Source organism: Rhodococcus sp. MurmanLake-1, assembly GCF_056945715.1.
Genome location: NZ_JBWZNF010000016.1, coordinates 14,308 through 34,499 on the forward strand (window position 1 = coordinate 14,308; position 20,192 = coordinate 34,499).

Genomic DNA, 20,192 nt, shown 5'->3' on the forward strand with positions numbered 1-20,192 from the left:
CTCGCTCACCACGTCTGTGGACCAACCGACATGCGAGTGGACCGATGTCGAGTGGAATTGCCCCCGTGGTGCTCTGAGGCAATCTCCCATCGCGACACGGTTGCGTCCAGTTCGTCGTTTCTCCGTGGTGGGGCTGCTCCCTGTGACGAGTCCAGCCGTGGTGCGGCGGAGGGCATCGAAAAGCCTCCTGCATCGACGAAGGCCGTCCGCTGTATTGCATGGTCGTGGAGTGTTGCCTCGTGGAGTGTGAGCACGGGTGTGACACAAGCGTTCAGGCCGTCGAAGACCTCGACCCAGGCGTCGCGATCCTGTGTGGCGAAGGTTCTGCCGAAGCGTTCGGACAAGTCGTCCCAGTTCGATTGGTCCCAGCGATTCGGCAACGAGGCGGGATCCAATCCGAGTCCGAACACGAAGCGGTCGTAGTACACGTCTTCGAGGGCCCCTACCGCCATGTACCTGTGGTCTGCGCACTCGTACGCGCGGTAGAACGGGGCAGATCCGTCGAGGAGGTTGGTTCCACGACGGGCTGACCAGCGGCCGGCATGCTGCCACGATCGGACGAGCGCAGTCAACGAACTGGCGCCGTCGACCATCGCTGTATCCACCACCTGGCCTCGGCCAGTGCGTTCTCTTTCGTGCAGCGCGGCAAGTACTCCTACGAGCAGGAACATCGATCCGCCGCCGAAGTTCCCGACGTAGTTCAGCGGCGGTGACGGCGGCCCGGAAGCCGGTCCGAGCTGTTCGAGCGCGCCCGAAAGCGCAAGGTAGTTCAGGTCGTGCCCGGCTTCTCGGGCCATCGGTCCCTTCTGGCCCCAGCCACTCATTCGGCCGTAGATCAGCCCCGGATTGCCCTGCAGGCAGATCTCGGAGCCCAGGCCGAGCTTCTCCATCGTGCCGGGCCGAGAGCCCTCCATCAGGACGTCCGCTCGGCCGATCAGCCTGCGCACCTTGGCGAGATCTTCGGTCTTGGTCAGATCTGCAGTGATTTCGGTCCGCCCTCGGAGCATCCCCGCATTCGCATCGTCGATTCCGTCATCTGCTCCCATCGAGATGGGGCGCACGATGCGCACGACATCGGCGCCAAGATCTGCCAACATCAGACCGGCGTGCAGTAGCGGCCCTATGGCCTCCATTTCAATGACCCGGATACCCGACAGCGGCCCGCCGTGCACTCCGCCCGTGGCTTCGTCCTGCATGATCACCCTCGCGCGGTCGGAGTCGGGACCGACTCGGAGCGTGCCGGCTCGGTACGAAAATCTGCCGGGTCGACTCGGTAGGTCATGGCCCAGTAGTCGTTGATCCGCCACGGAAGGACCGACACGACGCGACCGTCCGGGTTTCGGTACCAGTTCTCCATTGCCGGATGGGTCCAGACCATCTGTGCGTGCTGTCGGTCGACGGCCTCGTTGTATCGATCGTTGACCTCGGCCCGGCACTCCATCGCGCCGAGGTTTTCCGATTGCATCAACTTCAAGGCATCCATGATGTAGCGGACCTGACATTCCAGGATCGTGATGAAGCTCCCCCCATGTCCCAGGCCGGTGTTCGGTCCGGTCATGACGAAGAAATTGGGGAAGTCAGGAACTGTGATCCCCAGGTAGGCGCGCGCGTCGTGCTCGCCCCAGATTTCTCCGGTGGACCGGCCGGATCGACCGACGATGTCCATCGGGTAAAGAACGCGCACACTGTGGAAACCCGTCGCCATGACAATGACGTCCAGCTGGTGCTCGACGCCGTTCGTGTCGACGAGTCCAGAAGGTGTCAGGGCGTCGACTCCGTGGGGCACCAGTGTGACGTCGGGCTTACGAAGCATCGTGAACCAGCCATTGTCCAGCAGCATCCGCTTACCAAAGGGCGGATAGTCCGGAAGAGATGCCTCGATCAGATCTGTTCGATCACCCAGCTGATCGCGGAGATAGCGTTCGTAGAACTTGCGATGACCATGGTTGGTTGCATTGATCGAGGCGCTCGGCTCTGGCCAGTTGGGGTCGACCTGGAGGGACGAGTACACCTTGTCGTTGAAGATCCACGACAGGCGCGCCCGGTACCACTCGCGATAGCCGGGGATGTTGTCCATCAGCCAATGGACGCCGTCGTCGATGGTCGTGAAGTAGTCGTCGTTCGGTGCGATCCACTGTGGTGAGCGCTGGAAGATCGTCAGCGATCCGACACGATCCGCGATGGCCGGCCCGATCTGCATAGCACTGGCTCCGGTACCGACGATGCCCACTCGCTTTCCACGGAGCGACTCGGGATCGTCGAGTTCGCTCGGCCACTCGGCGGAGTGGAAGAGGCGACCACGGAAGGTCTCGATTCCCGGTAGATGCGGGATCTTCGGACGATTGAGCAGACCGACCGCGCTGATCAGGATGGGAGCCTCGAGGGTCTCCGGCGACTCGCCCGGTCGCTGGACGGACACACGCCAACTCTGTTTCGACTCCTCGAACTCGGCGCGCGTCACCTCATGACGGAAGCGGACATTGCGCCGGATGTCGTTGGCCTCCGCAAAGTCCTCGAGATATCCCTGAACCTCGTCGCGCTTGCCGAAGTGGGTCGACCAGTTACGAGGGAACGACGAGATCGAGTAAAGGTGGCTCGGTGTATCAACTCCTGCGCCCGGATAGCGGTTCTCCCACCATGATCCGCCGACGTCGTCGTTCTTCTCCAGGATCACGTGAGGGATCCCAGCGCGGCTGAGCTCGACGGAGGCCAGCATCCCCGCGATGCCGGCGCCGATCACGATGGCGTGGAGTCGCTCGTCGCACTTGGCGGTGGCAGGCTTGATCTGCGGACCATTGACTATCTCCGCCATCATCGGCGCGAAGTCCGGCGGTACGGTCTCGCTGCAGGTGAAGTTGAGGATTCGCTCTACTTCCGAGCTGTCCAGCGTCCGCCGGGACGGCTCGTCCAGCGTCCACCAGCGTTCCACTGCGTCGATCAACGCGCTCCGGATTTCGGACTGAACCTCCTCCGGAAGTCCTCCCGTGGAATTGTCATCCATGCCCCGACTGCGCGTGGGTTGATAGCGGGGTGCCACCCACCGCTCATCGGCGGTCAGCTCCAGCAACACGGCGAGCATGGTCGGAACATTGCCCCGTAACACCGCCGAACGCAGGTGGTCACGGTCCAGGTCAGTGACGATAGTCATGCCATGCAGGCTAACAGCCGTTAGCGGCACAACCAAGTGCGATCTTAATATTCCGATTATTGCTTGAAAACTTCGCTTGACCCGCGAGGATGCCGATGACAGTATGAGCCACATCATACTAACCGCGGTAAGCATTCAGGAAGTTGAGGAACCATGGATCTGTCGACAAGTGTCGAATCGGATGCCACTGATATGCGACGGAGTTCAGGTCCGCTTGTCCGATCCCTCACAGCGACCCAGTCGTCACCGCTAGGGCGAGCGACGTTAGGCGACCAGCTACGCCGCCACTCGCAGAGTCGATACTCGAAGCCGGCGATCGTGTCGTATGCCCCAGGTGGTCGACGCACCGTGACCACCTACGGTGCGCTCAATCAGGATGCCAACCGGGCATCCCACATGTTCCTCGGACTCGGTGTTTCCCGCGGTGACCGGGTCGCCGTGATGGCCCGCAATCGCGTGGAGTCGATAGTCGCCTACTACGGTGCTCTCAAAATAGGGGCGGTGTACTCCGGCATCAATGTCCTTTTCGGACCGAACGAAGTGGCTCAACAGATCGGGCACCTCGAGCCCGCGGTTGTGGTCGTGGCCGCGGAATTCCTGCCGGTACTGGAAGAAGCGCTGGCGGGACTCGGTACCCGCCCCGAAATCGTTGTTCTCGACAGCACGGACGAGTTCGGCGGCCACTGCTTCGATCAACTCCTCGAGTCCTCGTCGCCGACAGAGCCGGATTGTGATGTGGACGAGCACGATCTCGCAATGATCGTGTACACCAGTGGAACCGAGGCGGCTCCGAAGGGCGTCATGCTGCCGCATCGCAACTACCTGGTCTCCACCGCACCCGCGTACACATGGGGACTGCGATGCCTGGACGATGACGTCTGGCTCTACGTCATGCCATTCCACACTATTGCCGGAATCGGCTCCCTGACCTCGCTCCTGCTATTGGGAGCGACGCTCGTGCTCCCGGCCAGCCTCGCGCCTGCCGACGCTTTGCACATGATCAAAACGGAGCAGATCACCGTCCTGGCTCAAACCCCGACCTTCTTCATCTCGCTCGCAGATCATCCTGACTTCGGTCCTGAGACTGTCGGGACCATCCAGCGCTGCCTGACCTACGGAGGTCAGGTCTCGCCGCGAACGGTGGACGCATGGCACCACGCGGCGCCCGCATCGGTGTGGGGCACCTACTGGGGTCAGTCCGAGTTGACGCAGTTGGGCTCCGTCGGCTGGTTCAAGCGACTCGAGGACATTCCCGATCAGGATCCGACCTGGATCGGCAAGCCTGTAGGCCATCTCGAGGTCAAGGTGGTCGATGCCGACGGAAATGAAGCAGAGCGAGGTGAACTCCTCTGTCGCACGCCGTCGGTGATGCTGGGTTACTACAAGGATCCCGAGAAGACCGCCGCTGTCCTCGACGGTGGTTGGGTCCACACCGGCGACATCGTACGTCGCGATTCGGAGGGCAACATGTTCTTCCTCGATCGCAGCAAGGACATGATCAAGACGGGCGGCTACAACGTGTCCTCGCAGGAGGTCGAGCGAGTACTACAAGCCCACCCCGAGGTGTCGCGCGCCGCCGTCGTGGGACTTCCGGACGCCTACTGGTCCGAGGCGGTCACCGGCTTCGTCATCGTCGTAGACGGCAGCGATCTCACCGGCCAGGAGTTGCGAGACCACTGCAAGGCCGTGCTCGCAGGCTATAAGGTTCCAAAGGCGATCACGATTGTGGACGAGCTGCCCACGGACCCTCAGGGGAAGCTGCTCAAGAGAGAACTACGCCGCCTGTATGCAAAGGACTGAAACGCTGAACATCGATCCTGCCAGCAGCGCGACACCCGGATCCGGTCGACCACGGCTTGAAGGTCTTCCAAGCAGACGTGACGACATACTGGCCGCGGCGGCCGAATACTTCGCTGATCAGGGCTACCACTCGGCCGGTATGCGTGGCATCGCAGATTCGGTGGGAATCAAGGGCGCGAGCCTCTACAACCACTTCACCTCGAAAGAGGAGATCCTCTACGCGATCGCGCTCAAGATGACCCGGGACCCGGTCGACGAGCATTTACTCGTCCTCGACGAACCTGGAACACCGGCCGAGCGTCTCACCTCGCTGATCGATGTTCATCTGCGGCATCTAGCGATGAACAGGGTCGAGCATCTGGTCAGCCTACGAGAGATCTCGGCGCTTACCGACGAACACCGTCTGAGGGTGCTCGAGTACCGCAAGTACTACCAGAGGCGTGTGCGCGATGTGATTGCTGCCGGGGTCCGCGCCGGAGAGTTCGAAATCGCCGACCCACAGCGTGCGGCTGTTGCGGTGCTCGACCTCATGAATGGTGTGAGCTGGTGGCTTCGAGACGACCACGATATCGAGGCGCTGGTGGCAACCTACGTGGATTACATCGTCGTCGGAATTCTCCGTCACCGTCCCGGAACGCAGAGTGGTAACGGCGGTACGTCCAGCCGACGGTGACGGCCGTTCAGCTCGAAAACAGGTGATCCCCCTCCACCCGACGTGGAGGGGGATCACCTGTTTTCGGGCTCGATCAGAGTGCCCGCCGCAACAAAGGAACCAAAGCGTCCGGATTCGCAATGGGGTTCGGGTTGGTCCCGCACCAGATGTCCTTGAACGTGTACGTAGCCAGACTGGGGAGGTCGTTTTCGGTCAGCCCGACTTCTCCCAGCGATCTCGGCATGCCGAGCCGCCGGATGAGCGAGTCCGCCAACTCGTGAGCGGGCGTTTGCGGCGCACCCAAGGACGCACTGATCAGCGCCTGGCGATGCTCGTTGACCTCGCGGTTGTACTCGAGTGCGAAAGGCGCCATGACACACGAGGTGTACCCGTGCGGGACGTTGAACGAGCCGCCGAGTGCATGCCCGACGGCATGGCTGACGCCCATGTCGAGGCCTGCGACGATCGCGACCATTGACGACCATGCACCGACCTGGCACATCAGCCGCGCATCCACGTCGTCGGTGTTCTCCTTCACTCGGACGAGTCCTTCGGAGAGCAGTCGTATGGCATTCATCGCCATCCCGTCGTAGTACCCGTTCGATTCGAGCGAGCCCAAGGTCTCGAAGGCGTGGTCCAGTGCGCGAACCCCGGTCGACAGCCACAGCCACTCCGGCGTGTGCAGCGTGAGTGCAGGATCGAGGATGACAGCCTTCGGGGTCATCGCCGGATGCAAGTAACCCTCTTTGACGTTGCTCTTCTCATCCGTCGACCCGGCCAACGCGTTGAACTCACCTCCCGCCAGGGTCGTGGGCGCCACCACTACCGGGATCTTCGGGGCGGAGAAGGTGGGGGCGGTCACCGATGTGTCGGGATTGACCTGCAGGTGGTAGGCGTCCATTTGCGATGCCTCGCGAACTCCGTGCTCCAGAGTGATTGCAAGGATCTTCGCCAGGTCCGTCGCCGATCCGCCGCCCACGCACAACAGCATGTCCGGATCGGCGTCGGCAGCAACTCGGGTGGCAGCAATGACGTCTTCGCGCGGTACATGGGGTCGAACCGCATCGAACAGTCCCACGAATCGATCACCCAGTGCCTCGATCACCCGAGCGATCTCGTCGGTCTGCGAGTTGAGCGTCCCGCTACATACGACGAAGACGCGGGTCGCCCCGAGCAATTCTGCTTCCTGGGCTGCGGCCTCCGCGACCGGAGCGCCAATGCGGACTCTCTCCATGGACGGCAGAGAGACAAGTGATGACTGCACGGCAATACCATCTTTCTTTCTTGATCCTCAATCCACTACGACGTCGTCAAGAGCGCTCAGCTCTCCCTCGGTCTGTTCAGGAGTGGGATAGAGCGTGGATCCGGCGCTGGGAAATGTCTCGCACCCCGTCGCAGGCTAACAGTGGTTACCCTATAGGAGATTTGTGGCGCACGCCACAATCGATTGTGTGCTTGGCTGGCGAAACCATGGGGCGAGGTGAGTTCCTGGGAGACATTGCAGGCTTGATCTGCACCTATCTATCAATCCCCACGGCTTAGATGAAGAGCGCTGTTGCATCTCCAGTGCCAGACAAGGATCGGTTACGGTGGATTCGATCCGCAAATTATCGAACTACCTAACCGCTGGTTGTCTGTTTCTGGAACCAATTGCGTGATGGCGCGAGGGTTGAGTACTGGGATGGTGTAGCCATCACTGACACTCTGGTGACGGACGCCGAATCCAGTGCGGCACCCTTCCCAACACTCAGGTGCATGGTGTCGACGGCGCGACATGCATCGACTTCGCCGTGGAGAAGCGCCTCGAACTTTCCTTGGTCGGAACAGCGGCACTGAGGTGAACAATTATCGCGAGGCGTGCCGCGGGTCGATCCGGCTGCAAAGGGACTTGGCATATCGGGGACGAAGGTTTCTTCTTCCGAGATTCACTCCGCCGAAGCTGACCATTGCAGTCGGTCCGGCAAAGTTAGTCGAGACCCTCGGCTTCTGCTGGGGCTTCGAGACTGGGCATACTCACGGTAAATCCGCTGCCGCCGCACGACGCGAACTGTTTCTTCGACTGGATGGACCGTCAGCTAGAGGACATGATTTTCGGGGTTCGATTACGTCCGTATCGAAAGGAGGTGCTGCGTTGTCTGCGTGAGCAAGGGGGCACCGAAGAGCAGAGCACGATGATGTTGCGTCACTTCGGTTCTAAGAGCGCGGTGCCACATCGGCAACCGCCCTTCTGCTTGCCGCGCCACACTCGCCGGAGGCTCTGGTTGTGTCACTCGCCCTCGATCAATGGATCTTCCAGTTCGAGAAGCGCGACCTCGTCCGGATGCAAGTTTTCGTTCGGATCCACGGATCGGGTCAACCGGTCGTTTGGACCCAATTCGTCTGGCGCCTGGATGATCTGAAGACCTTGTGCCAAGATCTCGACTCGTCCACGGTTCTCGTTGCTCGTGAGATCTGCTGCGAAAGCAGCAGCTACGGCGTCGCGTGCCAGAGCCTCCGCCAGGTCCCAATCATGGATGTAATCCTCGACCGAAAGGTTCGCTTCTCGCCGGCTCAGCGCGGCCGAAGTGCATCCTTGAAAGTAGAGAGCGACCAACTCCTGAGCACCGTCCCATTCCGCCTCCAGGCCGAGGGCTACCGTGTTCTCCCGCAACGCGGATCGAAGGTCGAGCGCGTCAGCTGCTCTCATCGGGGGTGACGCGCGCACCTTGCTCACGTACTCCTCGAACCCGATCGCGGCGACAGTCCCGACGACATCGATTACTGCGGGCCAATTCGGCCCCAGATGGCTGGCGAGGTCGACGTCCGTGATGGTTGTCGACTCGATGTGCCGGACAAGCGAATCGAGCGAACGATCTGCGTCGTCGTAGAGTCCATCTCGTTGCGCCTGACGAAGCCACTCCGCTTCTGCGACTATCGCATCTCCGGGAATCGAACCGGCGTTCTCGAAAGCTTCATCAATGGATAGCTCAGTACCGACAGCGACTTGGGGCCCCCAAGCCGCTCCGTTGACTCGCAAGAGCTGCGCAGCAGTCTGTACCACGTTCGTCAAACGAACCGACGCGTCAGAAGAGCGACGCAACGCAGCCACATCGGGCCTCGACGGGATGGGTTCACACGCTGGATTGTGCCGTCCACGTTCCGCTTTCGTGATGGTCTCTTCGATATTCGCAGAGGATGGGCGTGCAGCGAAGATCTTCGATACACCGATAGCACCAGCAGTAGCCACAGCGATGATCAATCCCGCTGCAACGAATTTCGCCCTCCGGGTCGGTACCGCATGCATGCTCTTGATTCCCCTTCGGTGTGCCCCAGACGATGCGAGCGAAATATCGGATTCTATCGCGAACGCTATCGGGCGCGTGAGACTTCAGTGTTCGGTCAAGCGCAAGATTGTTGCGGGGATCGGGGCGCCATAGGGAGTAGGTGCCTTGAAAGGGTTGCCAGACGACTTCGACGATCGCACAGTCGGGACGGGCACGCCGGGCTCTCGTCCTTGCTGTATGCAGTCGAAGCCAAGAAATGTCGGTGGACGTAATGGGGGAGCTGCTGCGGGCCGACGGTGATGTTTTGGTAGCCCCATGGCCACAACGTCGAGTAGATCGTGTTCGGTGCCGATCGAAATCCTTGCGGTCGTCACTCTGATGACCCCAAGCAATTCGGAGTACACCTCCTTTCCTCGTCCTGGCGTCAATGATCGTCTGGACGCATCCGAAACGATCGAGCGCGATGACACGCCGCGAGGCGATCTGGAAGAGCTCACCGTCACCGCACGACGCATCGAGGACGAGGTATCGGCGGCATGCGGGTCGGCGAGCGCAACGGCAGCGATCATGCGCGAAGAACTGGCCGACGGTAGCGCTCAGCGGGTTCGGGACGTAGTCAGGCGCTGACAGGATCCAGGAGGCCGGTAAGCCGTCCGGCAATCAGTGCTTCGGACTCTGCGACAATACGTTCCACCAATTCACCCACTGTGGGGATGTCGTGAATCAATCCTTGCACAGTCCCCGCCGTCCAGATGCCAGCCTCCGGGTCGCCGCTGTCGAACACCGCTCTGCCCCGCGCACCGGCAACAAGATGTCCAACGTCTTCGAAATTGCCGCCACTGGAGAGAATTTCGATAACTTCTAGGCTGATGCTGTTGCGTGCTACGCGAGCGGTATTGCGCAGTGACCTGAAAATCAGCTCGGTGTCCACCTCGGAGGCAGCAACTATCGCCTCTTTGATGTTGCGATGAATCGGAGACTCCTCGGTACACATGAACCGAGTGCCCATGTTGATGCCGTCGGCGCCAAGCGCCAGGGCGGCCACTAATCCCCGCGCATCGGCAAATCCGCCGGACGCGATCATGGGAATGCTGATCCGCTCTGCTGCTGCAGCGATGAGAACGAGACCAGGTACGTCGTCTTCCCCTGGATGCCCGGCGCATTCGAACCCGTCGATGCTGATGCCGTCGACACCGAGGGCTTGGGCTTTGACCGCGTGGCGGACGCTGGTGCACTTGTGGAGAACCTTGATGCCTGCGCCGTGAAAGTGTGGCAGATGGGTTGCTGGAGACGAGCCGGCCGTCTCGACGACTTTCACTCCGCAATCGATGATTACGTTCCGATACTCGTCGTAGGGCGGGGGCGTGATCGTGGGGAGAATTGTGAGATTGACTCCGAACGGTTGATCGGTGAGCTCGCGCGTTCGGGATATTTCTCGGGCAAGATCGTCAGGTGTCGGCTGTGTCAGAGCAGTGAGCATGCCGAGCGCGCCGGCGTTTGCAACTGCCGCTACGAGTTCTGCTCTCCCCACCCACTGCATGCCGCCTTGGACGATGGGGTGACTAACTCCGAACGTCTCGGTAAATGCGGTTGTCAGCACTGGACATCTCCTCGATGATGCATGGATATCGGTTTGTCAGTTACGTTGTTGCCAAGCCGTTTTCGGCCAGAGTGACGCATTCAGCCCATCGACGACGCCCACTCGTTCAAGGCCGGGACCTGCGAGGGATCAGTTCGTGCCATCGGCGGTTCGGCGCGATAGGGCATGGCAGGCGTCAAATATTGCTCGCCACGTTCGTTGGTGCCGGGGATGAAGGTACGGTTCGCAATCACATCGTCGGCGCAGATTACCTGGTCGTAGTCACGCACAAGCGCGGCAACCACTCCGGCTGCGGTGAGATGCTCTACCGCCTCGGCGGCGCTGCGGTGGCACAGCTGCTTCTCGATCGTGGCGACGAGGACTGCACGGTTTTCCACGCGCAGTGTGTTGGTAGAGAACCGCGGGTCGTCGGCCAACTCTGGTAAGTCGATCGCCTTGCACAGTTCGATCCAGGCTCGCGGTTGGTAGCCGCTGATCACCAGCTCGCCATCGACGGCACGAAAGACGTCTGCGGCAGGTGCGACGCTAGGTTGTCCGTTCCCTTTGCGGCTCATAGCCTTTCCAGACACTTGCCACTCGATCCAGTTGGCGGTCTGCAAGTGGATTGCGACGTCGAGCAGGGAAACTCGGACGGAGGAGCCCTTGCCGGTGCGATCGCGCCGCAGTAGCGCTGCCAGTACCGCTTGGGCGACGACGTAGCTCGTTGCATGATCTATGACCGGTGCGCCCACACGCTGTGGCGGGCCATCCGCCTCACCCGTCACCGACATCAGTCCGCTCTCTGCTTGCGCAGCGATGTCGAGCCCGGCGCGGGTAGCGGACGGGCCTTCCGCCCCGTACCCGCTCACCGAGACGGCGATGATTTCCGGTCGCAGGCGTTGGAGTTCGGCAGAGGAGAATCCCAATCGATCGAGGGTTCCCGGGCGAAGATTGTGCAGCAAGATGTCGCTCGATGCGATCAGATCCCGAGCTCGCTGCAGATCGGCGGAGTCTTTGAGGTCGAGGCAGATTGAACGCTTTCCACGGTTGTACCCGTAGAAGATGCCGCGCGCGTAGTCGGCGTCGATTTGTCGGGCCGGTTCACCACCTGGAGGCTCGAGCTTGATGACCTCGGCGCCGAGATCGGACAACTGCTGCCCGGCGCTGGGTATTGCGATCAGTTGACCGATCTCCACTACTCGGACACCTGCCAACGGCAGGTCTACTTGGTCGGTCATCGAATGATCTCCACATGAGGCGAAGTGACATCCTCAGCGGGCTCCAGGCAGCGCGCCAACAAGATGCCTTCGGTGTGGTTGCAGGGGTTCAGTCGGTTTCTGTCGCCTTCTACTCCCCCGATTCGGATCGTCACGGTTCCATCGTCATTGCGCTCGAAGTGTGCGTCGTTGAGGTTGACGGTGTGGTCGCGGTACTCGAAGGACTCGAACCAGTGGTTGTACAGCATCACTCCGAAGTAGGTGCAGTCGGGGATGGTGAACGTAATGTCTACGGCAGTAGCGTCTTTCAGTGACCACCAGCCGGCAACGTATTGGTTGGAGCTGGTGCCGTAGAAGTCTCCCCACCCTCGCTGCTCCGAGGTCACGCGAATCTCGTTGGGAGACTGACTGAGTGTTTCGATGAGCTGAAGACTGCGTCGAAGGCTCACGTCCATGCCACGAGCAAGTTTCGTGAGGCGCTGGGCCAGCCACGCCGTGTCGAGATCGGGGCGTGCACCAGGCGGCGGACCGAGGCGCTCGATGTGGAGAACGGGATCGATCTCCGCCTTACGCGTCTTGTGATACACACGCACTACTACGTCGAAGCAGCGCTCATCCAGCCGAATGCCGCTGCGCCCCTCAAGTTCTTGTGCGACGAAGATCTCGAAGTTGCCGTCCGCATCACACACCTTGTCGTCGATGACGATGTTGTCGGCGACCCTGTCGGTCCCAGACGCGCCCACACGATTGGCGAGGACGGCGACGTAGGGCACTGTGCCACGGTTACCGTGAATGCGATATGTCTCGTTGGGGTCGATCATCGCAGTCCAGTAGTCGACGTCGATGCCGTCTCCCCAGAACTTTCGCATCGGTGACATCAGGGTGAAGAGTTCAGGCCGGAGTACGTCTTGGCGCTCGATGTTCATCTCGGCGAGGTATCCGAACAGACGAAGTGCGTGCCGTACGCCTTCGGCGCTGTCCAGCGGCGATCCTGTGGCGGCAGCTGTCGAACCGAATGTCGCAAGACTGTCGGTGACTGCAGACCAAGCCTCGGTGAGCTGCCGGCGATCGTGCTGGGACTCGGATTGTGTTGACTGGTCAGCGAGTTGTGTCATCGTTTCTTCTCTTTCGTAGTAGACGAACTGGATTGTGTATGGGGGGCGTTGGTCAGCAGAGGGGGTCGAAAGGGACGTCTGCGTCGGACTTGCCCGAGGTCTGGTTGTTCACCCATGCGACGTTCTGGGTCCATCGGTCGGCTGAAATCTCGACCGGCCAGAGGGTCTTCTGCGAAGCCCACACCTGGTTGGCTTTGTCAGCAGGAACATTCATTCGCTCGGTGAGAAGTTGAGCTCCTGCTTGCTCGTTCGCGGGATCGGCTATCCACCCTGCTGCGGCCTCGAGCGCCGCACAAACGGGGGCAGCAGCATCGGATTCAGCGAATGTGGCTGTCGTGACGAGCACCGTGCCCAGGCCGTATGAACTCACGCCGTCAGAGCCCACCGGGTCTACTTCTGTAATCGCCGTCATCGGAATTCCTTGAGCATCGAATACGGCTTGGCTGGCAGCGGTGAGAACGGCGGCATCGATGTCGCCCTTTCGCGCGAGTGGTATCTGACTCGCGGTGGGTGCCGCTGCGATGAATTGCACCGTGGATGCGTCGATGTTTCTCTCTGCGAGAAGCTGATTGACGAATTGCTCGGCCGCGCCGCCACGTGACGGTATGGCGATCCGCTTGCCGGACAAATCCTCGATGGTGGTGATGCCGCTGTCTTTCGTCACGGCGATGGCAAGATCGATCGACCCGTACGGGGACAGTGGCCGCAGACTCTGCCCTTGCTCTATGGCCGGCACGACGGTTCCGGGTGCACCGACCGCGAGATCGGTTGTACCGCCGATGAGACCGCTGATGAGTTCGGGCCCGTTCTTTCCGTCGATGAGCTCGACGTGGAGGCCTTCCTTGTCGAACATTCCTTGTTGGACGGCGACGTAGACAGGTAGGGACAAAGCACTCGCAGGGTAGACCCCGATGGCGACGCTACCGTCGTTCGGACGCCCTCCCCCTCCACACGCGGAAAGCAGTAGGGACGCTGCAATGACTGTGCCGACAAAAGGTCGAAGTTTCATGGGATTCCTGTTCCTTGATGGCTGGGCGCATCAGAAATCAAGCTGAGTTGGCTGGGCACATCAGTAATCAAGCTGAGTTGGCTGGGCACATCAGTGGTCGAGCTGACCACGCAGCCGGTTGAAGATTTCGATGTATCGAGGTTCGGCGGTGAGGGTTTCGAGTTCGCGGGGGCGTTCGATGTCAATGGAGACGTCGTCGATCACCCGGCCGGCCCCGAGCAGCAGAACGCGGTCGGAGAGACAGATGGCTTCGCCGAGGTCGTGGGTTACGAAGATGACCGTCCGGCCTACCTGGGATTGCCAAAGCTCGAGGAATTCTCGCTGTACTTCGACTCGGGTCTGCGCATCGAGGGCGGCAAACGGTTCGTCCATCAACAAGATGTCCGGATCCAGAGCCCACGTTCGGGCCAACGCGACACGCTGGCGCATCCCTTGGGAGAGTTGCCAAGTCCACAGCCGTGACGCCTCGGACATTTGAACGGCCGCAAGCCAGCGCGCGGATTGAGTTCGTCTCTCCGCCTTGGGTACTCCCCTCAATTCGAGACCGTACTCCACGTTCTTCTGCGCTGTTCGCCACGGGAACAGCGCATCTCGGGCCATCATGAAGCCCATCCGAGAACGAGCGTCGAATGGCGTTGTGCCGAGGACCTCGGTCTTCCCTTCTGTTGCGTCCACCAGTCCAGCGAGCGCGTTGAGCAGGGTGGTCTTGCCGCAACCACTCCTGCCGACCAGGCTCACGAACTGTCCGCGAGGGATTGTGAGGTCGAGATTATCGACCACAGTTTTCGCCGACCCGTCGGGCGAGGAGAAGGATATCGTCAGTCCGTCGAGTTGGACTGCGGGTGTAATCACGTTGGTATCCATGATGATTCCTGTCATCGTCGAGCCGGTGGCTGCCACCGAAGGAGGTAGCGCTCGGCGAAGTTCATGGCCTGGTTGAGGACGACTGCGACGATTGCGAGAAGTATGAGGATCGCGTAGACCGCTTCCATCCGGAATTGGGCCGAGTAGATCGACACAAGCTGGCCCAGCCCGTCCCGTGACGAGATCAGTTCAGAACCCACGACGCCAAGCAGTGAATAGATCAGCCCCAACCGAAGACCGGCAAAAATGCCAGGTGTCGCGACGGGGAGGAGAATGTGCCAGAACACCTGTGTCTTACTGGCATTCAGGACAGTGGAAAGTCGGAGCCATTCGTCGTCCACTGACTTCACACCGGCTCGTGCACTCGAGCAGACGATGAAGAATACGAGTGTGAACGCGAGAGCGACCTTCGCCGTCATCGTGATCCCGAAGATGACGATAAGCAGAGGTGCCAGCGCAAGACGTGGCATGGCATTCGCCGCATCCAGAAACGGACTCATGATGCGTTCGAGGGTCGGAAGCAGTCCGAGAGAGAGCCCTACCGCCACCCCGACTGCGCTTGCGAGGATCCACGCGATCACGACGGCAGTCATCGTGGCACGCAAGTTCGTCGAAATCTCCCCCGACTGCACTGCTGCGGTGAAGTAGTTCCAGGCTTCGCCTGGCGTTTTGGCCAGAACTGGCTCGATCCAACCTTGCGATGCGACGAGCTGCCACGCTCCGAGTAGGACCAGAAGCAGTGCGGCCTGGGCCAGTCGTACCCCGATGGTGCGTCGTGTACCGGATCGACGCTGTCGAGCGGGCTTCGTCTCAGAGCGTGCCCGCCTCGCGGAACGGGGTGACGTAGCGCCGGATGGCGAACTGGCGGTGATGGTTTCGGTCATTTCGGCGCCTTCTCCGTAGTGCTCACAGGCGGCGATAGGTGCTCGACAAAAGCAGACGGGTGCGTCTGGTCGAAGCTCCCCGGGTTGTTGCTCACTGCGTTCATATGTGAAGCAGATCACGGGATTCTTCTTCCCGTCTACGCCACATTCGAGAGGTATGCCATAGGGTTTACCTATGGCTGACGGGCGCAAAATCGGGCGCGCGCGAGGACTGCCACGAGAAGGGAACCCCGAATGGACCGGCGTCATCTGGAATACTTTCTCGCCCTTGCTGATCGGGGCAGCATTTCCGCTGCGGCTCGCGGACTGGGGGTCAGCCAGCCGACAATCTCGGAGGCTCTCGCCAGAATGGAGAAAGAGTGCGGCCTGACGCTCGTCCGCCGTGGCTCGCGGGGAGTCACCCTGACCGACGCTGGACGCGATCTCACAGGTCCGGCGGCTCAAGTACTTCGGGCATACCGGGATTTGGATCACGCTTTGCATCCATTGAACGTCGTGCAGCGGGGTCGGCTGACGGTCGTGTGTCCGCGAACACTGGCGCGTGATCCAGCGGCCACGGCCCTGGGTGCGTTCAAAAGCAAATTTCCGAACGTTGCGGTGACGATGCTCAGCAATGACACCGACGGAATCGGAACGGTGGTCGCCTCGGGTCAGGCTGATATCGGCCTCGGGGTGGACGAGGTGTTCGACGAGGGCGTTGAACGTATCCTTCTCGGCCGGCAACAAATCGTTGCGCTGGTGCCGGCCGCACGAAGTGAAGGCGAGGGGGCAGCGGCGTTGACGGATCTGTTGCGAATCGGATTGATCACCAGCCCGCGTGACGATGTCACTCGGCGACTGTTGGCGGAACGCCTGGGCGAAGGCACTGTGGACGAGGCGGTGGTTGCGGAGACTATCTCTGTGGCCTCGATGATCCCACTTGTACGCGCGGGAGTCGGCGTCGCCTTCCTTCCCGAATCTGTCGCCGATACAGTCGGAGAAGGTGTGGTGCTGTGTCGTACTCGGCCCCCGCTCACTCGTGATATCTGGATGTTCCACGGTTCGACGCCATCGCCTGCGGCACAAGCGTTTATCGAGACGACCAGCCGATTACGTGACGAAGGTGGAATGGGGAACGCCGGGTGAGCAACTTCGGAGAGTCCGCGACCCCGCGAATCGATCCGCGGCAGCTACAAGACTTCCTCGCGGTCGTCGAACACGGCAGTATCACGGCAGCAGCGGCAAACCAGTTCACAGGAACATCGAGCGTCTCTCAATCAATTGCGCGACTCGAAAGACGCGTCGGAGGACGGCTTTTCAATCGGGGCCGGGCCGGCGCGACGCTGACTGCGCGCGGACGGAATCTCATCGATCCAGCACGCGAAGCGCTGGCCGCGCTCGATCGACTAGTGGTCGAGCGCGAGTTCTTACTGTCAGCAGTCCCCCACCTCAGTGTTGCCACGACAGCGAGCCTTGCGGACGATCCCACAGCGGTGCTGCTCGGAGCGCTGCGCACGGAGGTGCCGAACCTGAGAATCACCATCTCGGTTCCGCCGGGGTCATCTGTGGCCGATGCGATTCACCCGGTCATGGCCGGCACCGCTGACGTGGCAATAATGGAGTCGCCGCCCACCGGCGTTCCCGGGACTCGAATGGTGCGCCTTCCGGACCACAAGTTGCGCCTTGTCTGCCCGCCCGGCACCCCGCCACCGGTGGACGGGGTATTCATCGGCGAGGACCTCATGCGCATCGGCTTGGTCGTCGCACCGCGGTTTGAAACTTCCGATGTCTATCGCCATCTGCGGTCGATCGAACCGCGAATCGACCACGCCTTCGTGATGAGGTCACAGCATCGCGATGCCTTCGCGGATTTCGCATACGAAGGGATCGGTGCTGTCATCCTCGAACTCTCCAGTGCTGAGCGAGCATCCGAACGGGGCTGCACTGTGGGTGAGATACTCGAACTGCCGCCACGGAAGATCGCAGCCGTGGCAAAGGACGGCCAGAACACGCAGGTCGTCGAACATTTCCTACGGCTGTGTGCCGAGCAATCCGCGCGGAAGCCGTAGGCCGAGGCGATCTCGACTTTGCGCTCTGGGTATTCGCGTCGGCCGGGCGTCCACCGAGAACGATGATTTTTGTCTACAGACACAACACTTCTGGGATAGTCCGTTTCCTGGGACAAAGCCGACGGGTTGCCTTCCCGTGAATATGTAATACACGTCACTCCGGATCAACTTCGAAAGGTTGACTTTCATGCGAAAGTCTCTGAAACATTTCGTGAATGCTGCAGCGGCGGTTGCGTTGTGCGCGACACTAGGACTCACGGGCGCAACCGGAACAGCGGCTGCCGATACGCCCGGCATCCCGAGCGTCGGGCACGACTGGGCGAGTGCAGGGCCGTACACGCCGAATGTCTCGATCGGGCTGGTGCACACTCTGTACTACCCGCGCCAGCTCGGCGCGCGCGGCGAGAAGCACCCTGTTGTGATCTGGGGGAACGGGACCGGTGTGCTCCCCGGTGCGTACACCTCCTTGTTGCGCCACTACGCCAGTCACGGATTCATCGTGGTCGCCGCCAATACACCGGCAAGCAACTTCGCCATCACGATGCGGTCGGGAATCGACCTCATCGCAGACAAGGCGGCCAGCCCGTCGAGTGTCTTCTACGGCAAAGTCGACCTGGAACACATTGGTGCGGTGGGGCACTCGCAGGGCGGGTCTGCGGCGATCAACGCGGCGATCGACGACCGCGTCGACACCGCCGTCGCGATCCAACCAGGCCCGCTCAATGATGTCGATCTCATCGACGAGCCGGTTCTCTATCTGGCCGGCCAGGCCGACGCAATCGTTTGGCCGGCGATCGTGCGGGCGATGTACGAGGACGCCGACCACGTGCCTGCCGAGTATCTGGAACTGCGCGGCGCCACGCACTTCGGTACGGCGATCACCGGTGGCGATATGCGCGGGCCGAGCACGGCGTGGCTGCGGTACTGGCTACTCGACGATCCGAACGCTCGCACCGAGTTCTTCGGAGCGAGCTGCGGATACTGCACTGACACCCAGCAGTTCTCCGACTTCGACCGCAACGATCTGGCCCTGCAGATCCCGGGGTGACGGTAAGTCGGGAGTTGTCGAAGACGAACGGCCTGTCCGTTCAGATCGGCGGAATTGAGGAGCTCAAATGACGACGTAGCCGTACATCCGTTCGCCCTGAGCCACAGCTCTGGTCGCTAGTTCGGCGAAGGCGGTCAGGAACGGCACTGAGTCCTCCGACGGTTTACTCGTCTCGTCGATCGCCCAGGCCGCCGCAGTGGCGGCGACACCTTCAGCGTTCAATTCTGCTAGTGCATCGCGTAATTCGTCGGTAACCGTGAGCACGAGGGTGTCGCCGTCGTCGCTCATTGCGACGAGTTTCCCGCAGCGTGGACCTTTGGCGACCTCGTTGTAGGGGCGAGCGGTGAGGGCTGCTTCCAGTCGGCCGAGCGCAACAACTGGATCGACGCCTTTCGCCTGCAGAACTGGAGTCCCATCCGCAGCCAACTGAATCCGCGGGCGAGAGGCATCGTTCGCCTCGATCACCGCTGGTTCCAAGTCGACGAGTCCCTCGAGGGCGGAGGTGGCGTGCTCATCCGTGCGCGCGGTGAAGTAGTCGGTGATCGCAGACATGGCGCGATCATCCCACACACGATGCATCCCCACGTCCCGGAGTCCTTCCGCGACTTGACTGATCACCGTCAGGCGGAACAGGTGTGTGCTTCCTCGATCGCTTTCGCGAAAGCGCGGAGTCGTGGGCTTTCGAGATCGGTACGCCACACGAGGCCCAAAGCAGATTCGGGTAATCCGTTGATCGGTACGAATGTGATGTCCGAGCGCTGGCTGTATGTAGCGGTTGCTGCGCACAGGATGAGGCCGACCTGACTGAATGCGACCTGCGACAGGCCTTCCTGAACGGTGCTCGCCCCACCCTGCGTGGGAATCGTGGCTCCGCCCGGCGTCGTGCTCGGGGAATTCACACGCTGCCAATAGTCGGGGGCGGGGCCGGTGATGGGTACCAGACAGATCTGCGCCAACTGTTCGGCGTCGATCACGCCCAGTTCACTGAACGGGTGATGGACTGAGACGGCCAGGGTCTGGGGCTGTCGAGAAAAGACGAGCCCGGTCGTCAGCTCGGGCTCATCTACGGGGAGAAGTGCCACTGCCGCATCGATTCGCCCGGCGAGTACATCACTGAACGGATCACCCAGGGGTAATTCTTTGATGGTCACGCAAGTTTGCGGATGTTGTATCTCGAAACGAGAGACAGCAGCCGCGATCGAATCGTAAATTGCTCCTTGGAAACCCACCCGAAGCGGCGTCGGCATGTTGCGTGCTCTTGACTGAGCGTCCTCGATTACTCCGACAAGCGCACGATGCGCGGGAGCCAACGACGCAAGAAACTCGGCACCGAATTCAGTCAGGTGTACGCGGCGACTGGTGCGCGCCACCAGGCTGGTGCCGATACGACGCTCCAACCCGCTGATCAGCTGACTGACTCGGCCCTGGGAGATGAACAGTCGTTCGCCGGTGCGACCGAAGTGCAGTTCTTCAGCGAGAACGAGGAAACACTCGATCTCACGCATCGGAGGCTCCGACATTTTCACTCCGACCCTCGACTCATTCGACCACTCCATCATGGCTCA

Annotated in this window: 18 protein-coding genes; 6 read left to right on the forward strand and 12 right to left on the reverse strand. The window is 61.2% G+C overall.

Annotated elements, in window-relative coordinates:
* Positions 1-5: 5 nt before the first annotated feature.
* Positions 6-1,196 (reverse strand): CaiB/BaiF CoA transferase family protein, encoded by a 1,191-nt coding sequence (locus AC2ETI_RS28605; RefSeq protein ID WP_317559073.1) that lies wholly within the window; start codon positions 1,194-1,196, stop codon positions 6-8.
* Between the two features lie 2 nt (positions 1,197-1,198).
* Positions 1,199-3,148, reverse strand: a complete 1,950-nt coding sequence (locus AC2ETI_RS28610) for a flavin-containing monooxygenase (RefSeq protein WP_483634714.1) — start codon at positions 3,146-3,148, stop codon at positions 1,199-1,201.
* Between the two features lie 192 nt (positions 3,149-3,340).
* On the opposite strand from AC2ETI_RS28610, the gene AC2ETI_RS28615 reads away from it, so the two are divergent.
* Both AC2ETI_RS28615 and AC2ETI_RS28620 read left to right on the forward strand, forming a co-directional pair.
* On the forward strand, positions 3,341-4,948 hold the full coding sequence (locus AC2ETI_RS28615; RefSeq protein WP_031331410.1) for a class I adenylate-forming enzyme family protein: 1,608 nt from the start codon (positions 3,341-3,343) through the stop codon (positions 4,946-4,948).
* Positions 4,935-5,621 (forward strand): TetR/AcrR family transcriptional regulator, encoded by a 687-nt coding sequence (locus AC2ETI_RS28620; RefSeq protein WP_483634715.1) that lies wholly within the window; start codon positions 4,935-4,937, stop codon positions 5,619-5,621. The genes AC2ETI_RS28615 and AC2ETI_RS28620 overlap by 14 nt, the downstream gene beginning before the upstream one ends.
* Positions 5,622-5,694: 73 nt before the next feature.
* On the opposite strand, the gene AC2ETI_RS28625 is transcribed toward AC2ETI_RS28620, so the two are convergent.
* The gene (locus AC2ETI_RS28625) at positions 5,695-6,864 is read right to left on the reverse strand and encodes an iron-containing alcohol dehydrogenase (protein ID WP_031331412.1); all 1,170 of its coding nucleotides are present in this window, start codon (positions 6,862-6,864) and stop codon (positions 5,695-5,697) included.
* 1,002 nt (positions 6,865-7,866) lie between these two features.
* A complete protein-coding gene (locus AC2ETI_RS28630) occupies positions 7,867-8,883 on the reverse strand; it encodes a hypothetical protein (protein WP_283307795.1) in 1,017 nt (338 codons plus the stop codon).
* 325 nt (positions 8,884-9,208) lie between these two features.
* Here AC2ETI_RS28630 and AC2ETI_RS28635 point away from each other — a divergent pair, with 325 nt between their 5' ends.
* Positions 9,209-9,490, forward strand: coding sequence for a hypothetical protein (locus tag AC2ETI_RS28635; protein WP_483634716.1), 282 nt, complete (start codon positions 9,209-9,211; stop codon positions 9,488-9,490).
* Here AC2ETI_RS28635 and AC2ETI_RS28640 read toward each other — a convergent pair.
* From AC2ETI_RS28640 to AC2ETI_RS28665, 6 genes are all read right to left on the reverse strand, one after another.
* The gene (locus AC2ETI_RS28640; RefSeq protein WP_483634717.1) at positions 9,480-10,463 is read right to left on the reverse strand and encodes an NAD(P)H-dependent flavin oxidoreductase; all 984 of its coding nucleotides are present in this window, start codon (positions 10,461-10,463) and stop codon (positions 9,480-9,482) included. The two genes, AC2ETI_RS28635 and AC2ETI_RS28640, sit on opposite strands and share 11 nt — an antisense overlap.
* Before the next feature lie 80 nt (positions 10,464-10,543).
* Positions 10,544-11,680, reverse strand: coding sequence for a CaiB/BaiF CoA transferase family protein (locus AC2ETI_RS28645; protein ID WP_290286708.1), 1,137 nt, complete (start codon positions 11,678-11,680; stop codon positions 10,544-10,546).
* The gene (locus tag AC2ETI_RS28650; RefSeq protein ID WP_134999350.1) at positions 11,677-12,774 is read right to left on the reverse strand and encodes a hypothetical protein; all 1,098 of its coding nucleotides are present in this window, start codon (positions 12,772-12,774) and stop codon (positions 11,677-11,679) included. The genes AC2ETI_RS28645 and AC2ETI_RS28650 overlap by 4 nt, the downstream gene beginning before the upstream one ends.
* 52 nt (positions 12,775-12,826) lie before the next feature.
* On the reverse strand, positions 12,827-13,783 hold the full coding sequence (locus AC2ETI_RS28655) for an ABC transporter substrate-binding protein (protein ID WP_483634718.1): 957 nt from the start codon (positions 13,781-13,783) through the stop codon (positions 12,827-12,829).
* Positions 13,784-13,873: 90 nt separating this feature from the next.
* Positions 13,874-14,647 (reverse strand): ABC transporter ATP-binding protein, encoded by a 774-nt coding sequence (locus tag AC2ETI_RS28660; protein WP_225989415.1) that lies wholly within the window; start codon positions 14,645-14,647, stop codon positions 13,874-13,876.
* 11 nt (positions 14,648-14,658) lie between these two features.
* Positions 14,659-15,531: an ABC transporter permease gene (locus AC2ETI_RS28665; protein WP_134999352.1), complete on the reverse strand. Its 873-nt coding sequence runs from the start codon at positions 15,529-15,531 to the stop codon at positions 14,659-14,661.
* Positions 15,532-15,765: 234 nt separating this feature from the next.
* Between AC2ETI_RS28665 and AC2ETI_RS28670 the strand changes: the two genes are divergently transcribed.
* From AC2ETI_RS28670 to AC2ETI_RS28680, 3 genes are all read left to right on the forward strand, one after another.
* Entirely contained in the window at positions 15,766-16,656 is an 891-nt protein-coding gene (locus AC2ETI_RS28670) for a LysR family transcriptional regulator (RefSeq protein WP_019746013.1), read from the forward strand.
* Complete coding sequence (locus AC2ETI_RS28675; RefSeq protein WP_317559078.1) at positions 16,653-17,579, forward strand: LysR family transcriptional regulator; 927 nt, start codon at positions 16,653-16,655, stop codon at positions 17,577-17,579. The genes AC2ETI_RS28670 and AC2ETI_RS28675 overlap by 4 nt, the downstream gene beginning before the upstream one ends.
* Before the next feature lie 187 nt (positions 17,580-17,766).
* Positions 17,767-18,627, forward strand: a complete 861-nt coding sequence (locus AC2ETI_RS28680) for an alpha/beta hydrolase family protein (RefSeq protein WP_195790996.1) — start codon at positions 17,767-17,769, stop codon at positions 18,625-18,627.
* 63 nt (positions 18,628-18,690) lie between these two features.
* On the opposite strand, the gene AC2ETI_RS28685 is transcribed toward AC2ETI_RS28680, so the two are convergent.
* Positions 18,691-19,179 (reverse strand): hypothetical protein, encoded by a 489-nt coding sequence (locus AC2ETI_RS28685; protein ID WP_195790995.1) that lies wholly within the window; start codon positions 19,177-19,179, stop codon positions 18,691-18,693.
* Positions 19,180-19,247: 68 nt separating this feature from the next.
* Positions 19,248-20,147: a LysR family transcriptional regulator gene (locus AC2ETI_RS28690; RefSeq protein WP_080910231.1), complete on the reverse strand. Its 900-nt coding sequence runs from the start codon at positions 20,145-20,147 to the stop codon at positions 19,248-19,250.
* Positions 20,148-20,192 lie beyond the last annotated feature (45 nt).

What these genes read in the sequence shown, in the direction of transcription:
- AC2ETI_RS28605 (WP_317559073.1), bottom strand. Translation starts at nt 1,196, where the DNA reads ATGCAGGACGAAGCCACGGGCGGAGTGCACGGCGGGCCGCTGTCGGGT.
- AC2ETI_RS28610 (WP_483634714.1), bottom strand. Translation starts at nt 3,148, where the DNA reads ATGACTATCGTCACTGACCTGGACCGTGACCACCTGCGTTCGGCGGTG.
- AC2ETI_RS28615 (WP_031331410.1), top strand. Translation starts at nt 3,341, where the DNA reads ATGCGACGGAGTTCAGGTCCGCTTGTCCGATCCCTCACAGCGACCCAG.
- AC2ETI_RS28620 (WP_483634715.1), top strand. Translation starts at nt 4,935, where the DNA reads ATGCAAAGGACTGAAACGCTGAACATCGATCCTGCCAGCAGCGCGACA.
- AC2ETI_RS28630 (WP_283307795.1), bottom strand. Translation starts at nt 8,883, where the DNA reads ATGCATGCGGTACCGACCCGGAGGGCGAAATTCGTTGCAGCGGGATTG.
- AC2ETI_RS28645 (WP_290286708.1), bottom strand. Translation starts at nt 11,680, where the DNA reads ATGACCGACCAAGTAGACCTGCCGTTGGCAGGTGTCCGAGTAGTGGAG.
- AC2ETI_RS28650 (WP_134999350.1), bottom strand. Translation starts at nt 12,774, where the DNA reads ATGACACAACTCGCTGACCAGTCAACACAATCCGAGTCCCAGCACGAT.
- AC2ETI_RS28655 (WP_483634718.1), bottom strand. Translation starts at nt 13,783, where the DNA reads ATGAAACTTCGACCTTTTGTCGGCACAGTCATTGCAGCGTCCCTACTG.
- AC2ETI_RS28660 (WP_225989415.1), bottom strand. Translation starts at nt 14,647, where the DNA reads ATGGATACCAACGTGATTACACCCGCAGTCCAACTCGACGGACTGACG.
- AC2ETI_RS28665 (WP_134999352.1), bottom strand. Translation starts at nt 15,531, where the DNA reads ATGACCGAAACCATCACCGCCAGTTCGCCATCCGGCGCTACGTCACCC.
- AC2ETI_RS28670 (WP_019746013.1), top strand. Translation starts at nt 15,766, where the DNA reads ATGGACCGGCGTCATCTGGAATACTTTCTCGCCCTTGCTGATCGGGGC.
- AC2ETI_RS28680 (WP_195790996.1), top strand. Translation starts at nt 17,767, where the DNA reads ATGCGAAAGTCTCTGAAACATTTCGTGAATGCTGCAGCGGCGGTTGCG.
- AC2ETI_RS28685 (WP_195790995.1), bottom strand. Translation starts at nt 19,179, where the DNA reads ATGTCTGCGATCACCGACTACTTCACCGCGCGCACGGATGAGCACGCC.
- AC2ETI_RS28690 (WP_080910231.1), bottom strand. Translation starts at nt 20,147, where the DNA reads ATGTCGGAGCCTCCGATGCGTGAGATCGAGTGTTTCCTCGTTCTCGCT.